The organism is Chitinophaga sp. Ak27, assembly GCF_012726295.1.
Taxonomy (GTDB): Bacteria; Bacteroidota; Bacteroidia; order Chitinophagales; family Chitinophagaceae; genus Chitinophaga.
On the sequence record NZ_JABAOB010000003.1, the window covers coordinates 845,614 to 862,912 of the forward strand.

The 17,299-nt window shown below is 45.4% G+C and carries 13 protein-coding genes; 7 read left to right on the top strand and 6 right to left on the bottom strand.

What is annotated here, in order from left to right; translation table 11 throughout:
• Positions 1-32: 32 nt before the first annotated feature.
• The 3 genes from HGH90_RS14760 to HGH90_RS14770 all read left to right on the top strand — a co-directional run bounded on the left by HGH90_RS14760 (position 33) and on the right by HGH90_RS14770 (position 4,851).
• Entirely contained in the window at positions 33-1,676 is a 1,644-nt protein-coding gene (locus HGH90_RS14760) for a CTP synthase (RefSeq protein WP_168762181.1), read from the top strand.
• 305 nt (positions 1,677-1,981) lie between these two features.
• Positions 1,982-3,835, top strand: coding sequence for a membrane protein insertase YidC (gene yidC / locus HGH90_RS14765; protein ID WP_168762182.1), 1,854 nt, complete (start codon positions 1,982-1,984; stop codon positions 3,833-3,835).
• Positions 3,836-3,918: 83 nt separating this feature from the next.
• Positions 3,919-4,851, top strand: coding sequence for a M20/M25/M40 family metallo-hydrolase (locus tag HGH90_RS14770; protein ID WP_169191409.1), 933 nt, complete (start codon positions 3,919-3,921; stop codon positions 4,849-4,851).
• A 91-nt stretch (positions 4,852-4,942) separates the two neighbouring features.
• On the opposite strand, the gene HGH90_RS14775 is transcribed toward HGH90_RS14770, so the two are convergent.
• The 5 genes from HGH90_RS14775 to HGH90_RS14795 all read right to left on the bottom strand — a co-directional run bounded on the left by HGH90_RS14775 (position 4,943) and on the right by HGH90_RS14795 (position 7,148).
• The gene (locus HGH90_RS14775; RefSeq protein WP_168762184.1) at positions 4,943-5,590 is read right to left on the bottom strand and encodes a SprT-like domain-containing protein; all 648 of its coding nucleotides are present in this window, start codon (positions 5,588-5,590) and stop codon (positions 4,943-4,945) included.
• A gap of 5 nt (positions 5,591-5,595) precedes the next feature.
• Entirely contained in the window at positions 5,596-5,982 is a 387-nt protein-coding gene (locus tag HGH90_RS14780) for a hypothetical protein (protein WP_168739645.1), read from the bottom strand.
• Entirely contained in the window at positions 5,975-6,211 is a 237-nt protein-coding gene (locus tag HGH90_RS14785; protein WP_168762185.1) for an AtpZ/AtpI family protein, read from the bottom strand. The genes HGH90_RS14780 and HGH90_RS14785 overlap by 8 nt, the downstream gene beginning before the upstream one ends.
• Positions 6,180-6,602, bottom strand: coding sequence for a polymer-forming cytoskeletal protein (locus tag HGH90_RS14790; protein ID WP_211092314.1), 423 nt, complete (start codon positions 6,600-6,602; stop codon positions 6,180-6,182). Before HGH90_RS14790 ends, HGH90_RS14785 begins: the two co-directional genes overlap by 32 nt.
• 141 nt (positions 6,603-6,743) lie before the next feature.
• The gene (locus HGH90_RS14795; protein WP_168762186.1) at positions 6,744-7,148 is read right to left on the bottom strand and encodes a hypothetical protein; all 405 of its coding nucleotides are present in this window, start codon (positions 7,146-7,148) and stop codon (positions 6,744-6,746) included.
• A gap of 453 nt (positions 7,149-7,601) precedes the next feature.
• On the opposite strand from HGH90_RS14795, the gene HGH90_RS14800 reads away from it, so the two are divergent.
• The gene (locus HGH90_RS14800) at positions 7,602-10,493 is read left to right on the top strand and encodes a tetratricopeptide repeat protein (RefSeq protein WP_169191410.1); all 2,892 of its coding nucleotides are present in this window, start codon (positions 7,602-7,604) and stop codon (positions 10,491-10,493) included.
• Positions 10,494-10,663: 170 nt separating this feature from the next.
• The gene (locus HGH90_RS14805; protein ID WP_168762188.1) at positions 10,664-13,045 is read left to right on the top strand and encodes a transglycosylase domain-containing protein; all 2,382 of its coding nucleotides are present in this window, start codon (positions 10,664-10,666) and stop codon (positions 13,043-13,045) included.
• Positions 13,046-13,125: 80 nt separating this feature from the next.
• On the opposite strand, the gene sucC is transcribed toward HGH90_RS14805, so the two are convergent.
• Entirely contained in the window at positions 13,126-14,337 is a 1,212-nt protein-coding gene (gene sucC, locus HGH90_RS14810) for an ADP-forming succinate--CoA ligase subunit beta (RefSeq protein WP_168739639.1), read from the bottom strand.
• A 127-nt stretch (positions 14,338-14,464) separates the two neighbouring features.
• Between sucC and HGH90_RS14815 the strand changes: the two genes are divergently transcribed.
• Complete coding sequence (locus HGH90_RS14815; protein ID WP_168762189.1) at positions 14,465-15,286, top strand: purine-nucleoside phosphorylase; 822 nt, start codon at positions 14,465-14,467, stop codon at positions 15,284-15,286.
• Positions 15,287-15,305: 19 nt separating this feature from the next.
• Positions 15,306-17,291, top strand: coding sequence for a putative porin (locus HGH90_RS14820; RefSeq protein ID WP_169191411.1), 1,986 nt, complete (start codon positions 15,306-15,308; stop codon positions 17,289-17,291).
• The last annotated feature ends 8 nt before the right edge of the window (positions 17,292-17,299 follow it).

Genomic DNA, 17,299 nt, shown 5'->3' on the forward strand with positions numbered 1-17,299 from the left:
GGTCAAGTACATTTAGCTGAATTTTAGTTTTTATGGCAAAATATATCTTCGTTACGGGAGGTGTTACTTCCTCTTTGGGTAAAGGAATTATAGCAGCTTCGCTTGCAAAGCTATTGCAGGCGCGCGGCTTTAGAGTGACTATTCAGAAATTTGATCCATATATCAATGTGGATCCGGGAACATTAAACCCTTATGAACATGGTGAATGTTATGTAACGGAAGATGGAGCAGAAACCGATCTGGATCTTGGACACTATGAGCGTTTCCTGAACACGCCTACCTCTCAGGCCAATAATGTTACTACAGGCCGTATTTATCAAACCGTGATCAACAAGGAAAGAGAAGGCGCCTACCTGGGTAAAACCGTACAGGTAATCCCTCACATTACCGATGAAATCAAACGTCGTATTCTCCTGTTGGGTAAAGACGGTAAGTTCGATATCGTGATTACAGAATTGGGCGGAACGGTAGGGGATATTGAATCCCTCCCTTACATTGAGGCCGTTCGCCAGTTACAGTGGGAGCTGGGCGAAGAAGACTGCCTGGTGGTACATCTGACCCTGATTCCTTACCTACGTGCAGCTAAAGAGTTGAAAACCAAGCCTACACAACACTCTGTTCGCCTGCTGAGCGAATATGGCGTGCATCCCGATATTATCGTTTGCCGTACAGAAGAACCGCTGTACCGCGACCTGAAAAAGAAAATAGCCCTCTTCTGTAATGTACAGGTGGATGCAGTGATTGAAGCCAATGACGTACCTACTATTTATGAAGTACCACTGGAAATGATGCGCGAGAAACTGGATGTATCTGTGCTGAAGAGACTGGGATTACCAGTGGAAAAAGAGCCGGAGCTGGCCAAGTGGCGCGAATTCCTGGATAAGCTGAAATATCCGAAATCCAAGGTAACCATCGGTTTGATAGGTAAGTATGTGGAATTACAAGATGCTTACAAATCTATCCTGGAATCTTTTATACATGCCGGTTCGCTCAACGAATGCAAGGTAGTTGTACAAAATATACATTCTGAACACCTCACTCCCGAAAATGTATGTGAAAAACTGAAGAACCTCGACGGCCTCCTGGTAGCGCCCGGCTTCGGTCATCGCGGCATTGAAGGAAAAATTACGGCTATCCAGTATGCCCGCGAAAATCAGTTGCCATTCTTCGGTATCTGCCTGGGTATGCAAATGAGTGTAGTGGAATATGCCCGTAACGTGCTCGGATGGAAAGATGCGCATTCCGTTGAAATGAACCCCGATACTTCTCATCCGGTTATCAACCTCATGGAGGAACAGAAGAAAGTAACCGCTAAGGGCGGTACCATGCGTTTGGGTGCTTATGCGTGTGAAATTACTCCTGGCACCAAAGCGGAAGAAATATACGGTAGCACGTCTATCAGCGAAAGACACCGCCACCGCTATGAGTTCAACAACGATTATGTACAGCAGTTTGAAGCCGCAGGCCTCCGCCTTTCCGGTAAAAATCCGGAGAGTGGATTGGTAGAAATCGTGGAACTGTCTGAACATCCTTTCTTTGTGGGCGTTCAATTCCACCCGGAATTGAAAAGTACCGTGGAAAATCCGGCGCCTATTTTCGTGTCCTTTATCAAAGCGGCTAAGCAGTATGCTGAAGCTAAAAATGGTAAGGCAAAAATGGAAGAAAAGTTAGCATAACCCATGTTATGCACTAACTAACGAAGAAAAATCATTTACGTTATAAAAGCAGAAAAACCGCCTGATGCATTATCAGGCGGTTTTTTGTTGAACCCGATTTATATTAATCGCAAATATTATATTATTAACAATCGACTGAGAATGACATCACTTCTGGGTGCAAATATTATTTGTTTATCAATAATATACACATTCAGATTGCTTATCTATTACTTTAGCCGCATTTAACAGGGGTTTCACCTAAAAAGCATGGTCATTTCATAAAATCATGCTTACCTTTGCTGCCTAAATTTTAATTGCATTTCATGGATAGAAATTCGGTCATTGGGTTTTTACTGTTGGGCGTTTTATTGGTAGGATATATATTCTATAATCAGAAACAACAGGCAGGAGCCGCAAGGGAAAAAGCCAGGCAAGATTCCATCGCAGAGCTTAACAAGCCTAAAACACCCGTTACAGATACCGCAAGTCTCGCTGCAGCCGCGGCAGGTGGCCCGCTGGACTCGGCTCACCAGGCATTATTAAGCGGAGAGTTTGGCGTATTTGCCGCTGCCGCTACCGGCAATGTTCAAAATACCGTACTGGAAAATGACGTGGTAAAAATCACTTTTAGCAATAAAGGTGGTCAACCGTCAACTGTACAGCTGAAAGACTATAAAACATATGATGGCGCGCCATTAATGCTGGTACAGGGGTCTTTCAACCGTTTATCCGTAGAAGTGCCTGCCAGTTTAACCAAAGTGTTGAACAGTGCTGACCTCTTCTTTACTGCCGGACAGCCACAGGAGCTGGCAGGAGGCGTTAAATCCATTGCTTACCGCCTTAATACCAACAATCCCGCATCTTATCTCGAGTTTATTTATTCCCTGAAACCAGGCAGCTATGTGGTAGACTACACTATCCATGCAGTAGGATTACAAAATATCCTGCCAGGCAATCAGAACTACCTGAACCTGCAGTGGAATGCACAGGACGATAAACAGGAACACGACATGCAGAACGAACGCCTGAACAACCAGGTACACTATATGTTCGAGCATGATAAGCACGATTACTTCACCCTTAACCGTACCAGCCATGAAAAACTGGAGAATAAACTGAAATGGGTGAGCGTAAAGCAACAATTCTTTAACACCACGCTGATCGCTAAAAACGAGCTTTTCAATAACGCGGACGTAAATACCAAAGTACCGGAAAGCCCGAATATCGTGGGACAAACATTCACCACCATCCAGATTCCGTACAACCGCGCGAACGACTACTCCTTCCCGGTAGAAATTTACTACGGTCCTAACCACTACAAAACACTGAAATCTTTCGATATCGGTTTGCAGAAGATCATCCCGTTGGGTACTGGTATTTTTGCTTTTGTGAAGTATGTTAACATCGGCATTATTATCCCGGTGTTTAACTTCCTGAGCGGATTTATCAAGAACTACGGTATCATCATCATCCTGCTTACCATCTTCATTCGCTTGCTCATTGCTCCGTTTACATACCAGAGCTATGTATCCCAGGCTAAAATGAAGGTTTTGAAACCGGAAATTGATGAGCTGAAAGCTAAATTCGGCGATGACCAGCAGGGATTTGGGGTAGAACAAATGAAACTGTTCAAGAGCGCAGGAGTGAACCCACTGGGAGGTTGTTTACCTGCAGTACTGCAGTTACCTATCCTGGTAGCGATGTACAGCTTCTTCCCATCTTCCATTGAGCTGCGCCAGGAAAGCTTCCTGTGGGCCAAGGACTTGTCGACCTACGACTCTATCCTGAACCTGCCGTTCAACATACCTTTCTACGGTAACCACGTGAGCCTCTTCACCATCCTGATGACTATCACCAGTTTGATCCTGGCTTTCTACAACCGTGGAATGACCGATCAGAGCAACCCGGTAATGAAGTACATGCCTTATATCATGCCTATCATGCTGTTAGGTATCTTCAACCGTTTGGCGGCAGCCTTAACCTTCTACTACTTCCTGTCTAACGTAATCAGTATCCTGTTGCAATGGGTGATTCAGAAATTTATCATCAATCACGATAAGATCCACGCCCAGATCCAGGAAAATAAGAAGAAACCGAAGAGCAAATCCAAATGGCAGGAGCGACTGGAAGAAGTACAGAAACGCCAACAGGAAATGCAGCAACAGAAGAAGAAATAGGATTAATACAATCTGAACAATTCAAACATAATTTTTAGCAGAAGGCTTCCTTTTCAGGAGGCCTTCTCTATTTTTGACCAGATATGAAGAAGAGTTGGTTACTATTAGTATGCGCGGCTGGTTTATACACCAGCGCCCTGGCACAGGACACGATTCCTGATGCCAAACGAATCCAGGGAATTGTAAATTACCTGGCATCCGATAAGCTCAAAGGCAGAGGTACTGCGGAAAAAGGCGGACTGAAAGCCAGTCGCTATGTAGCAAAGCAGTTTAAAAAGCTGGGACTGAAAACCGTGAATGGCAGCAGTTATTTCCAGGATTTTACATTTAATAAAAATGCCCATAAGGACATCCCCAGCCGGAATGTGATTGGATTCCTGGATAACGGTGCTGACCGTACGATTATCATCGGCGCTCACTACGATCACCTGGGAACGGCCGCTTTATTTGATGGTAAATATCCTGTTGGCCAGATTCATAATGGCGCCGACGATAATGCCTCCGGTGTAGCTGGATTGCTGGAGCTGGCCCGTTATTATGTGCATAACCATACGTCCGAGCCTTTTAATTTTCTCTTTATTGCCTTTGGCGGCGAGGAGCTGGGCTTACAGGGATCTAAATATTATACCGCGCATCCTTTGATGCCCCTGGATAAAATGCATTTCATGTTAAATATGGACATGATTGGGCGTTACAACCCGGAAAGAGGTATCGGTATTGGTGGTTATGGCAGCGCAGCCGAATGGCCGGTTGTTTTTAAAGAAGTACAGCAGCTAGGTATTAAATTCTTCACAGATGCAGCAGGAAAAGGCGCTTCAGACCATCATAACTTTTATGTGAATGGGGTGCCAGTAATGTTTTTTCATACAGGCGGGCATGATGACTATCACAAGCCAACCGATGATGCGCCTAAGTTACAGGCTGCCGCGGAAGCAAATATTATCCGGCTGGAAATACAATTGATTAATCGTGCTATGACTTTCCCCGAGTTACATTATTTAGAGCAGAAAGCATAAAGCTGAAAGCAAAAAGCTATTGTGGAGAATGATCAAAGCGATTTTTAATACTCGCTAAGTCCTTCTCCACAATAGCTTTTTGCTTTCAGCTTTATGCTTTCTGCTCTCTGTTTTCTGCTCCTTCTACTAGTTCCACCTCGTATACGGGGCTAAAAAGATACCATCGCTGCGAGGCAACCTCTTCGCAGCGATATCTTTTCCGGATCCGGGCTCCCCGGCGGAATACGCGTCCGTCTTTTGTTTTGAAGAAACCGCCGAGCGGTACTTGTTCTACAAAAAAATGATTTTCTTTCTGGCGATCGTAGTTTTTGAGTACCCGTAGCAGGTTTTCATCTGCGCAAGAACTGGCGGCCGGATTAGCCATACTTTGGCGCACGGCTTTTTCCACATCGGGAGGCAGCAGGCTTTTGCCCACAAATCCATGTAAGATATAACTGAATTCCTGTTTCCACTCTTTACCATGTGCGGCTACGCGGTTGGCATATTTATTAAAAGTGGTCAGGTGGGCAATTTCATGCAGTAAAGTAAGGAGAAAGGAATACTTGTTCAGCGAACCGTTTACGCTGATCCGATGTCCTTTGCCCTGTCCATCCGGGTGGCGGTAGTCGCCCAGGATGCTGGACCGTTCACGGGTAATGGTGAGGTGTACCTTATAGGTAGTGAGAAACTCCATTACCTGTCCGAAAGTACCTTCGGGTAAGTAGGACGCTAAAGCATTTAATGGCGCCTCTTTTTTCAAATGGATTATTTTTTAAGCCTGGTTAGCCGGAAGAGGCTGAGTGTTTCAAAAACAGTATATACCAGGTAAAGGAATAACAGTGCAAAAACGGTCAGCTTGCTGACGTTGGGCCGATACATCAGCACATACACCGCAACGCCGATAACACAAAGGAAAAGTTTGGCAAGGGTGGCGCCGTAAACGGCCCGGATAAATGCGTTGTGGTTGGAAGAAGCAAGTCCCTGGCGACTTATCAGGTAAGACACCAGGGATATAATGGCCATAATCAGGTTACCAGCCATCAGTACGTTTACGTGTGTACCAATATCCAGCAACCTGGGTTTGAATATGATGAGAAGTCCGTTTAAAATTCCAAAAACTGCGAATAACCGAATAAAAAATCTATCACTCATGCCTGCGGGTGTCTTTTATAATTTGCCACAAAAGTATGGCTAATGCAATTAAAGAAAAAATGATAAGGAACACAGGGAACCGCCAGCCTATACGCTGGTCGATTTTATATCCCACAAACACCCCTAATCCCAGCGTAGCCATCATTTGAAAGGCCAGGCCGGCATAGCGCAAAAGTGTGTTACGGCTATTGTCGTTATTATTCTGCTTCCTGGAGGACGGATTTTCCATGTTTCAGATTATCTGCCGGCTGCTGATCATCCATATAGCAACGGCCATTGAACTTCGCAGTAGGCTCCATTTCAAAATGCGCAGTATACACATCACCTTTCACTAAAGCATTGCCTTTTAAAAACAACAGTTCTTCTACTTTGATAATGCCTGTCACTTTACCCAGGATGTCAGCGCTCTGGCATACCAGGTCGCCCGTAATATCGCCTTCCGGACCTACCACTATCTTAGCTTTGGTAGATACCAGGCCATTTACCTGGCCATCAATTCTAATGTCTCCTTCGCATACTATATCACCCTGGATAGTAGTACCATTACCGATAATGTTAACCGTAGAGGTAGGCAACATGGTCTTATTGTCACCTTTTGATTTTTGATTGCTATTAAACATAGGGAGTCAGGTTTTTCAAGTTTAGTGATGTAATATAAATAAAATATGAAATATTTTGATATTTATATATTTAGACACTTTATGCACACATTTCCGCACACTCATCCTTGCATATGAAATAATAAAATAACTAAATAATAACTAGTAGGTACTGTTGTCTACAGTAGGGACTTTCAGCGTAGTCGTGTCCAATTTCCCGGTAAATTCACCGTTGATCACCTGTTTGATATTGTTCAGATACTGGTCACGGGCATTAATAGCCGTTTCCAGTGAGTCGGCACGCATTTTTAAATGAATAAATTCCTTGCGCTGCTTCAGGTCTCCATAGCCGGGAATATAATAGCGCAAAGGGGTAAACACGACAGTAGCCACCGTAATGGCCACCAGGAGCACAAAAAGGGTACTGAAGGCAATATACACGCTCATACGGGAGAGTTTGAACGAGGTCACTTCTTCATAGGTATCGTCATTCATAATGACCAAACGGTACTTATGACTGAGTTTTTCCAGGTTTCTTCTGTTGTTTTTATTCCCCTTCTTGGCCATGTTTGTGTTACTACTTAAAGAAATTAATCCTTTTAAGGCGGGCTAAAGTTAATCATTATTTTGAAAGCTAAAAGCAGAAAGCGGAAAGCAAAAAGCTATTGAACAGGAGATATTCGCAGTTAATCTCCGGGCTAATAGCTTTTTGCTTTCCGCTTTCTGCTCTCTGCTTTAAAAAAAGCCACTATTTTATACTATCTTTAAAATATTTTTTCAAACTATAAGTTATATATATTTAGCCTATACACCCTGGCATCCATGAATTGCATCAAACTGCTTCTTAAATATCTGGGAATAATTGTATTGTCATTTTGCCTGGGTTTGCCGGCGGTCTGGGCACAGAACAGACCCCAAAATAGACCATCGCAAACAAACTACCAGAATCAGACTCCAAGTCCCGGCAATCAGCAACAAAGGCCTGCTGTCAAACCCCTTTTTAAACCCCGGGAAAATCATGTGGTACAGGATCGGCGCCCCCCTTCAGAAGTAATGCTGGAGAAAAAGAAATGGACCTGGAAAAGGCGGTTCTTCCAGAACATGGCTACCCGGTTTAATTATTACTTCCACGCCAAAGTGAAGCTGGACCGCGTAGTAAAGTCGGCTAACCGCGATGGGCAGGATAATTACAACTTGCTGCTCCCGTTTTACCCCTACAGCCTCCAAAGCCAGGGCTTTAATAAAGGGGAGCTGGACTCTGTGATCGACAAAACCACTATGGCCGTACAACTACACGATCCCCGTGGAAAATGGATAGATGACTGCTTCCTGCTGATGGGAAGGGCCTATTTTTATGAGGGTGACCTGGATAATGCCAATAAAACATTCCAGTACGTCAACATTACCTTTGCACCCAAAAGCAAATCAGAATATAAAACAGTAGTAGGTGCCCGGGAAAATGACCAGATTTCTATTGCCACCAACGAAAAAAGAAAAGGCTTCTTCGGAAAGCTCAAACATACCAAAGCACGTAACGACGCCTTCCTGTGGAGAGCCAGAACCCTGCTGGAGCAAAAGGAATATGACGAAGTTCAGGCCCTGCTCAATATCCTGCACACCGATCCCAACTTTCCTCACCGGCTCGACGGCGAACTGGCAGAGGTACGCGCCTACAGCAACTATATCCAGAAAAGATATCCCGAAACAATTGCACCTTTAGAGGAAGCCATTAACCTGAGCCGCAACCGGGTTTCCCGCGCCAGGATGTCCTTTATCCTGGGGCAGCTATATGTACAGCTGAATCGTCCGGATTCCGCCCTGGAGCAATTCAGGAACGTAATTGGCATGAAACCCGATCCTATGATGGATTTCCAGGCCAGGGTTCAAATTGCTAAAACCAACGCCCAAACCACCGGCGATATCGCTAAAAGTATTGCAGGCCTCCATCATATGCTCAGGAAAGAGCGGTTCCAGAAATTCCGCGATGGTATTTACTATACCATGGGAACCCTGGTAGCGCCCAAAGACCCGGAAACAGCCATCGGTTATATGAAGCAGGGGCTTAAAATGCCGAGCGACAACCTGATGCAGCGTACGCTCAACTATAAAGGCATTGCAGATATCTATTACGAACAACGCAATTATCCCGACGCAAAAAAATATTACGACAGCACCGCCGGTGTAATGACCCAGGACTTTGCAGATGCCGCTACAGTGAAAACACGGAAAGAAGTGCTCAGCGATGTGGTAGCCAAACTGGAAATCATTCACCGAGAAGACAGCCTGCAGAAAATTGCCGCCATGTCGCCTTCCGACAGGAATATCTTCCTGACCAAAATGGTGGCTGGCATTAAAACCAAGGCCGCAGAAGAGAAGAAAAAAGCGTCTGAGGAAGCGGCACATGGCCTGGATGCCGCATCGCTCGGTATGAATGTGGGCGGGGCTTACTCTCCAAAAGACGAGAAAGGCGAATGGTATTTTTACAATGCCGCCAGCAAATCGGCCGGTTATTCCGAATTTAAACGCAGGTGGGGAAACCGCCAGCCAGGCGATAACTGGCGCCGCAGCCAAAACGGCGTTGTCAACGCAGCCAATAGTAACGCCCCTATTGAAATTGCCGAAGATCATAAAACAGCCACCAAAAACATCTCTCCGGATAGTTTAACTACGGATATGCTAAGCGCCGATCTGCCGCTTACCCCGGAAAAACTGGCCGCTTCCCAGAAGTCGGTAAAAGAGGCCTGGTTTGACCTGGGCAAACTATACCACGATAAACTGGAGAACTACCCGCTGGCCATAGAAACCTACGATTCATTACTGATCCTTTTCCCGGATCATCCGCGCAAACCGGAAGTATTGTATTCATTGTACGTTTGGCATAATAAACTGAATCATACTGCACAGGCAAATCAATATAAAACATTGGTGCTTAATCAATATGGTAATACCAACTTTGCCGATATCATCCGTTCCGGCGGCCTGAATGATGCCGATGGGCCCAGAAAGAAGCAGATCAGCGCCCTCTATGATTCGGCCTATACAGCCTTCCTGGATGGCAATTATGATAAGTCGATGGCGTTGAAGCAGCAGTCTGACAGTTCGTATGGCTTTAGCTTCCTGAAACCGAAATTCGACCTGCTGGAAGCTATGTTGATTGTAAAAACAGATACCGCCTTTGTTACTGATTCCCTGCAGCGTTCGCGCAAGGCAGTGCAGGCCGTATTAACCAAATATGCAGCAGATGAGCCTATCCGCACCCAGGCCCAGGCCTTGATGGATGCGCTGGACCACCGGGCGGAATTAACCGCTTACCTGGCTAAACTGGAAGTACGAAAGAAAGATGCCAATGGGCAACTGTTGGATGAAAATATTACCATGCGGTACCCCTGGCAAAATCCGCAGTCGGTATTGGCTGATAAAGTGAATGTTGCCACCGCCAAGACGCCGGTAGATTCTTCCGCTATTAAAGCCGGCATTATAGCCCCTATTCCGGGGCCTATAGCCACGGTAGCGCCGTCTAAACCGGTTACCCCTTATAAAATCACACCAGATAATCCATTTTTCGTAGTGCTTTCCTTCCAGCGGGTGTCGAAAGAATTGATGGATGAAGGGCTAGCGCAGTTTACCCGGTATAATGCTTCTAAACATGCCGCCGATAAAATTGAGGTAGGCAGCTTCGTGCTCACCCCTAATGATGTGATGCTGATCTTCCGGTTGTTCCCGAACGAGGATAAGGCACTGGCTTATTTCGATGAAATCCGCGATGAAGCCGCTATTTCCATTATTCCTAAGATCAGGCCTACAGAGTATAACTTCTTTGTGATTTCCCGGGATAATTTTATCCTGCTCAACAGCACCAAAGACCTGACAGGATATCGTAAGTTTTTTACAGATAATTATGTAACGCAGTAAGTAATGTTATAATTTTAAATAGCTTTGTCGGTCAAACTGCCCTAAACAGGCGTGTTTATTGCAGTTGAACTTTATTGAAAAATTTATATATATAGCCAACGGATAGTAATAAATTGCCGGAAATTCGGAAGAATGAGGCAATTTGGCCATAAAACAAATTATATAAGCGCATGAAAAAATCGGTGAAAATATTGTGGCGGGTGGCTTTTGGTATCTTAGCATTACTTGTTCTCTTTGTTTTACTCATCAACTTCCGCGTGATAGGCAGTATGCCTTCCCTGGAGGAGCTTGAAAACCCAAGGGCAGCCCTGGCTGCTGAGGTGATCGCCGATGATGGAACTATTCTCGGTAAATATTACCAGGTAGATCGTTCGAGCAGTGATTACAATGAGATATCCAAAAATGTGATCAACGCGCTCATAGCAACGGAAGAAACCAGGTTTTACGATAACTCCGGTATTGACCCCAAGGGGACCCTAGCCATTCCCTTTTACCTGCTCATTGGTAAAAAACGTGGTTCCAGTACCATTACCCAGCAGCTGGCACTGAACCTGCAAACGGATGCCCTGGGGAAACAACGTTCCGGTAATCCTGTTGGAAGAGCTTTCCAGAAGATACAGGAGTGGATTATGGCAGTAAAACTGGAGCGTAACTTCACCAAGCAGGAGATCCTCACGCTCTACCTGAATACTGTAGCCTTTGGCGATAACGTATATGGTATTGAAAATGGTGCCCGGACTTTCTTCAGCAAAGATGCAGGGCATTTATCCATTGAGGAAGCAGCCATCCTGGTAGGTATGCTGAAAGGTAATACCATCTATAATCCACGGCGTAATCCTCAAAATGCGCTGAATCGCCGTAATACGGTGATCGACAATATGCAGGATGCCGGATTTATTACCCCGGCAGAAGCGGCATCTGCTAAGAGTAAACCCATCGTACTGCACTATAATAAGATAGACCATAACAAAGGATTGGCGCCTTATTTCAGAGAAGTACTGCGCGATGAGCTGAAAGGCTGGTGTAAACAACACAAAAAAGCAGATGGATCAGAATACAACCTCTATCGCGATGGTCTGAAAATATATACGACGATTAACCCAAGAATGCAGTTGTATGCGGAAGAAGCGGTGGCCAAACACCTGGCAGTACTGCAAAAATCCCTGTCTGCACAAAGCGATGTCAAAACCGGCAGTATATGGAAGAAGTGGCCTAAATACCTGGATCAGTACATGAAAGAATCTGACCGGTACCGGGCTATGAAAGACGATGAGGAAGATGATTCTACCATTGCCCGTGTATTCAATACACCTACCCGTATGAAGGTATTCGCCTGGAAGAGCTCTACAGAACCGGATTTGAATGAAACAGATACGGTAATGACGCCGATGGACTCCATTAAATATATGCGTGCTATCTTGCAGGCCGGCTTTATGGCCATGGATCCGGAAAGTGGAGAGGTAAAAGCCTGGGTGGGCGGACCGGATTTTCGTTATTTCAAGAACGACCACGTAGCTAAAACCCGTCGCCAGGTAGGATCTACTTTCAAACCCTTTCTGTATTGCTTTGCGATTATGAATGGTTTTTCGCCTAACACCGTTTTACCTAATGAACCGATCAATATCAATGGATGGACGCCCCATAACTCTGAAGGTAGTACAGGTGGCTCCATTACCATGGCGGGTGCACTGGCCAAGTCATTGAACCTGGTGGCCGCTTACCTGATCAAACAGATTGGCGCCAAGTCATTTGCGGATTTCGCGAAGAATAAAGTGGGCTTCAGTAGTGATATTCCCGCTTACCCGGCCATCGCGCTGGGGGCGGTGGAAATATCGCTGTATGAGCTGATGCAGGGGTATACGATGTTCCCGGCCAGGGGTATTAATACCAAGCCTATTTATATTACCCGTATTGAGGACAGGAACGGCAATATCCTGGAAACATTTGCGCCGGTTAAACGTGAGGTGATCAGCGAGAAAGAATCCTACACTATGGTGAAAATGATGGAAGGAGTGGTAGCTCCCGGCGGTACAGGTGCGCGTATGCGTTCCCGTTATAACATCCAGGGCGAGATTGCCGGTAAAACCGGTACCACCAATGATAATACGGATGGCTGGTTTATGGGATATACCCCCAAATTGCTGGCGGGCGCCTGGGTAGGCTGTGAAAACAACTTTATTCATTTCAGCACCACGGCCATCGGGCAGGGTGCGAATACCGGCCTTCCGATCTGGGCTTATTTCATGCAGAAAGTATATGCAGATCCTACGTTGAAAGTTAGTGCCAGCGATCATTTCCCCGTGCCGAGAAACATGAGTGAAGATGATATCTACATGAATTATGATTCCAACGTAAAACCAGGTGCGGAAGCGGAAAATGTAGGTAATGGTTCTGCAGATGATTACGGCTCCGGCGATGCCAGTGACTATGCTACGCCGGGTGCTGACAAACCTGAAAAGGCGGAAACCACTGCGCCGGCCAAGCCTAAAGAAGAACAAAAAGATAAGCCCAAGGCAACCATGCCTGCACCGGCTCCTAAAAAGAACGACTAAACGAAAAGATATACAAAGAGAGAGGGCTGACTACACTGGTAGTCAGCCCTCTCTTATTTTAAGGATTTGTATGCTTGATATTAGGCTACGGCTTTGTTTACCAGGGCAGCTGCTTCGCTGAGGAGGATCGCTGACTGTACTTTCAGGCCGCTTTCTTCGATCAGTGCTTTTGCTTCTGCAGCGTTGGTGCCCTGCAAACGTACAATGATAGGTACAGTGATGTTACCGATGGATTTGTAAGCATCAATTACACCCTGCGCTACTCTGTCGCAACGAACGATACCACCGAAGATATTGATCAGGATAGCTTTTACTTTAGGATCTTTCAGGATGATACGGAAGCCTGCTTCTACGGTTTGGGCGTTGGCAGTACCACCTACATCCAGGAAGTTAGCCGGCTCACCACCACTCAGTTTAATCATATCCATGGTAGCCATGGCCAAACCGGCGCCGTTAACCATACAACCTACGTTACCATCCAGTTTTACGAAATTCAAGTTAAACTTGCTGGCTTCTACTTCGGTAGGATCTTCTTCTGAAATATCGCGGAGTGCTTCCAGGTCAGGATGACGCATCAGGGAGTTGTCGTCCAGGTTAACTTTAGCATCTACAGCAATAATCTTATCATCACTGGTTTTAAACAGCGGGTTGATTTCCAGCATGCTGCAATCCAGTCCTACGTATGCGTTATAGAGGTTGGTGACAAATTTTACCATGTTTTTGAACGCTTCACCGGTCAATCCGAAGTTGAACGCGATGTTGCGTGCCTGGAAGGGCTGCAGGGTCATATTTGGCTTTACCCACTCTTTAAATATTTTTTCAGGTGTGCTGTGTGCTACCTCTTCGATATCCATACCACCTTCGGTAGAATACATGATAACATTCTGGCTTTTAGCACGATCCAGCAGGATAGACAGGTAGAATTCCTTTACCGGATTGGCGCCCGGATAGTAAACGTCCTGTGCCACCAGTACCTTATTTACCAGTTTACCTGCTTCGCCGGTCTGGATGGTTACCAGTGTACCGCCCAGTATATTACCAGCTATGGTTTTGATATCTTCTGCATTTTTTCCTACTGCCACACCTCTTTGTTCTGTACCACGGATCTTACCCTTTCCGCGTCCACCAGCATGGATTTGAGCCTTAACAACGGCAAATTCATTACCAAATTGCACTTTCAGCTGCTTATATGCTTCCGCAGCCGCTTCAGGGGTATCTACCGGGATACCTTCCTGTACCGGTACATTATATTTTTTCAACAGTTCTTTAGCCTGGTACTCGTGTAAGTTCATCGGAATAAAATTTGCCGCTAAAATAGGTCATTATGATTTAAATATAAAACTGCAGTCATTTGTGAATTAAAAAATAACTTTGCGCGGGTTGATTTTTAAATCCGACTTTTAACTAATGTATAAACAGATGAGTGAACTAACAGCAAAGATCACCACAGCGAAGGAATATATCAGTAAATTCTGGGAAGAAGAGCCAGTAGCAGGCATTATACTGGGCAGCGGGTTGGGAAATCTAATCCAGGAAATAGAGCGTAGCATAGAAATCAAATACAGCGATATACCCCATTTCCCCGAATCGACCGTAGAAGGACATTCAGGCAAATTGATCCTGGGATACATGCAGGGCAAGCCTGTAGTGGCCATGGCAGGGCGTTTTCACTTTTATGAAGGATTTTCCATGAAGGAAGTCACTTTCCCGGTGAGAGTTATGAAAGCCTTGGGAATCCATACTTTATTTATATCCAATGCTGCCGGAGGCATGAACCCCGCTTTTAAAGTGGGCGATCTGATGATTATCCGGGATCATATTAACCTGCAGCCAGAACATCCGCTCAGGGGCAAGAATGAAGATACGCTGGGGCCACGTTTCCCGGATATGAGCGAACCCTATAGCAGGGCGCTGATTACGGCGGCCAATAAAATTGCAGCCGATAATAATATATTTTTACACAGTGGTGTATATGTAGGAGTGCAAGGACCTACCTTCGAAACCAGGGCAGAGTATAAATACATGCACATTATCGGCGGAGATGCCGTAGGAATGAGCACGGTGCCCGAAGTGATTGTAGCAGCGCATGCCGGTTTGAAAGTATTTGCCATGAGCGTGATCACCGATATCGGTATCCGGGAAGAGGAAAATGTGATCACCCACGAGGAAGTACTGGCGGCTGCCAAAGAGGCAGAACCAAAGCTTACGCTTATCTTTAGTGAATTAATCCGGCAACTATAAAAGCTTTTGTTACTTTCGGATGAGGCAACTTTTCATTTTCATAGCCCTGCTGTTTTTTTGCGGGAATCAACTGATGGCGCAGTACAACACTGGCCGCTTCGGTAATATGGGCGGCGGTGGAGGCGGCAACAGTAAAATGCAGCGGGACACTGCAAAGCATACACACGAGCCAGATACCATCACAGTTACCTACCGAATACTCGGTGAACCCACCGATTATAAGATAGACTCCTCTGTGAACGATTTCCAGACAAAATACCTGCGGGTACCATCTTCCTATACTACTTTGGGAAATACCGGTAGCGCCGCGTATAACATGATATTTACCCCTTTGATGAAACCCGGATTTGATGCGGGCTTTCACTCCTATGATGTATATTCCAATTCCCATGCAGATGCCCGCTTTTATCATACCACCAAGCCTTATACGGAACTGCAATACCTGGTAGGCAGCAAGCAGGAACAGGTAATAGGACTATCGCATACGCAGGACCGTACAGAACGCTTTAATTTTGCCTTCGACTATCGCAAAATCAATGCGCCGGGATATTACCGTACCCAGAATACAAACCACGATATTTACCGGTTTACCGCCCGTTATCAGAGCAAGAATAAGCGCGCTAATACCTACATGAGCTTCTACTATAACAAAATTAACGGGGGAGAAAATGGCGGTATCAGGAGCGATACATTTATGAACGCAGGAGGATATGGGCAACGGAAAACTATCCCGGTAAACCTGGGTAACAATACCTCCCAGGCTTATGCATTCTTTGGCGGCGGTAGCTTACCAGTGAAGTCCAGTTACCGGGAAACCGGCTTCCTGATCCAGCAGCAATACGACTGGGGAAGGGGAGATAGTATTCATGTGAATGATACACTGGATATATATAAGTATGACCCGGTATTTCGCGTTCAGTATACTTTTAATTATCAGAACGATAATTACCAGTTCATAGACAGTTCTCCGGATTCTACTTTTTACTTCTCCCATTATAATTTTTATCCCCTGAGCAACCAGGACACCGTGACGGCAAAACACCAGTGGAAAATGATTTCCAACGATCTGTCGCTCATACAGTTCCCGGTACGAGGCAACCTGGCGCATTTTATTAATGTAGGAGCCAGGTTTGAATCTATTTCGGGCACCTTCCTCGATGCTGATATCAACTTCAGTAACCTGGCTTTGCACGGCGAGTACCGTAATAAAACCCGCAACCAGCAGTGGGACTTTTCTGCCAAAGGCGAGTTTTACCTGGTGGGCCAGAATAGTGGCGATTATGCTGTTTCCGGGATGCTCAGACGCCATATCAATGATCTTTTAGGAGATGTACGCCTGTCGGTTAACAACGTAAATAAGGAACCATCTTATGTATACAAGTATTTCAACAGTAACAAGGATGCCTGGTATAACACCTCCTTATCCAAGGAAAATATTACCCAGCTGCAGTTTGCTACGGACAATCATAAGCTGAACTACACACTGGCAGTAAACTATTTCCTGTTTACCAACTACACTTACTTCGAGGATTATAGACACAGCGCGCAATATAATTCGCTGTTCAACCTGCTGCAGATAACGTTCAGCAAGAAATTCTCTATCAAGCCTTTTGCCTGGTATGCAGACATTGCCTTCCAGCAATTGCATGGTAATGGCCCGTTGAATGTTCCAGCTATCTGGACCCGCCACCGCTTTGCCTTTGAAAAGAGACTATATACTAACCTGAACCTGGTAACGGGTATTGAGCTGCGCTATAACACCAGCTATTATGCGGATGATTATTCCCCGCTGAGCGGACAGTTTATTTACCAGAACAAGGTAAAAATCAGTAACGATCTGCCGGATATTGCCGCTTTTGCCAACTTCCGGATCAAATCATTTTCAGCCTATATACGGGCAGAAAACCTGAATACCTTCATTGGCAATAATAACTTTGCCGGCCCATTATACCCATACAACAATTTCGCTTTCAGGGTAGGTTTAAGATGGTGGTTTATCAATTAGTATAAAGA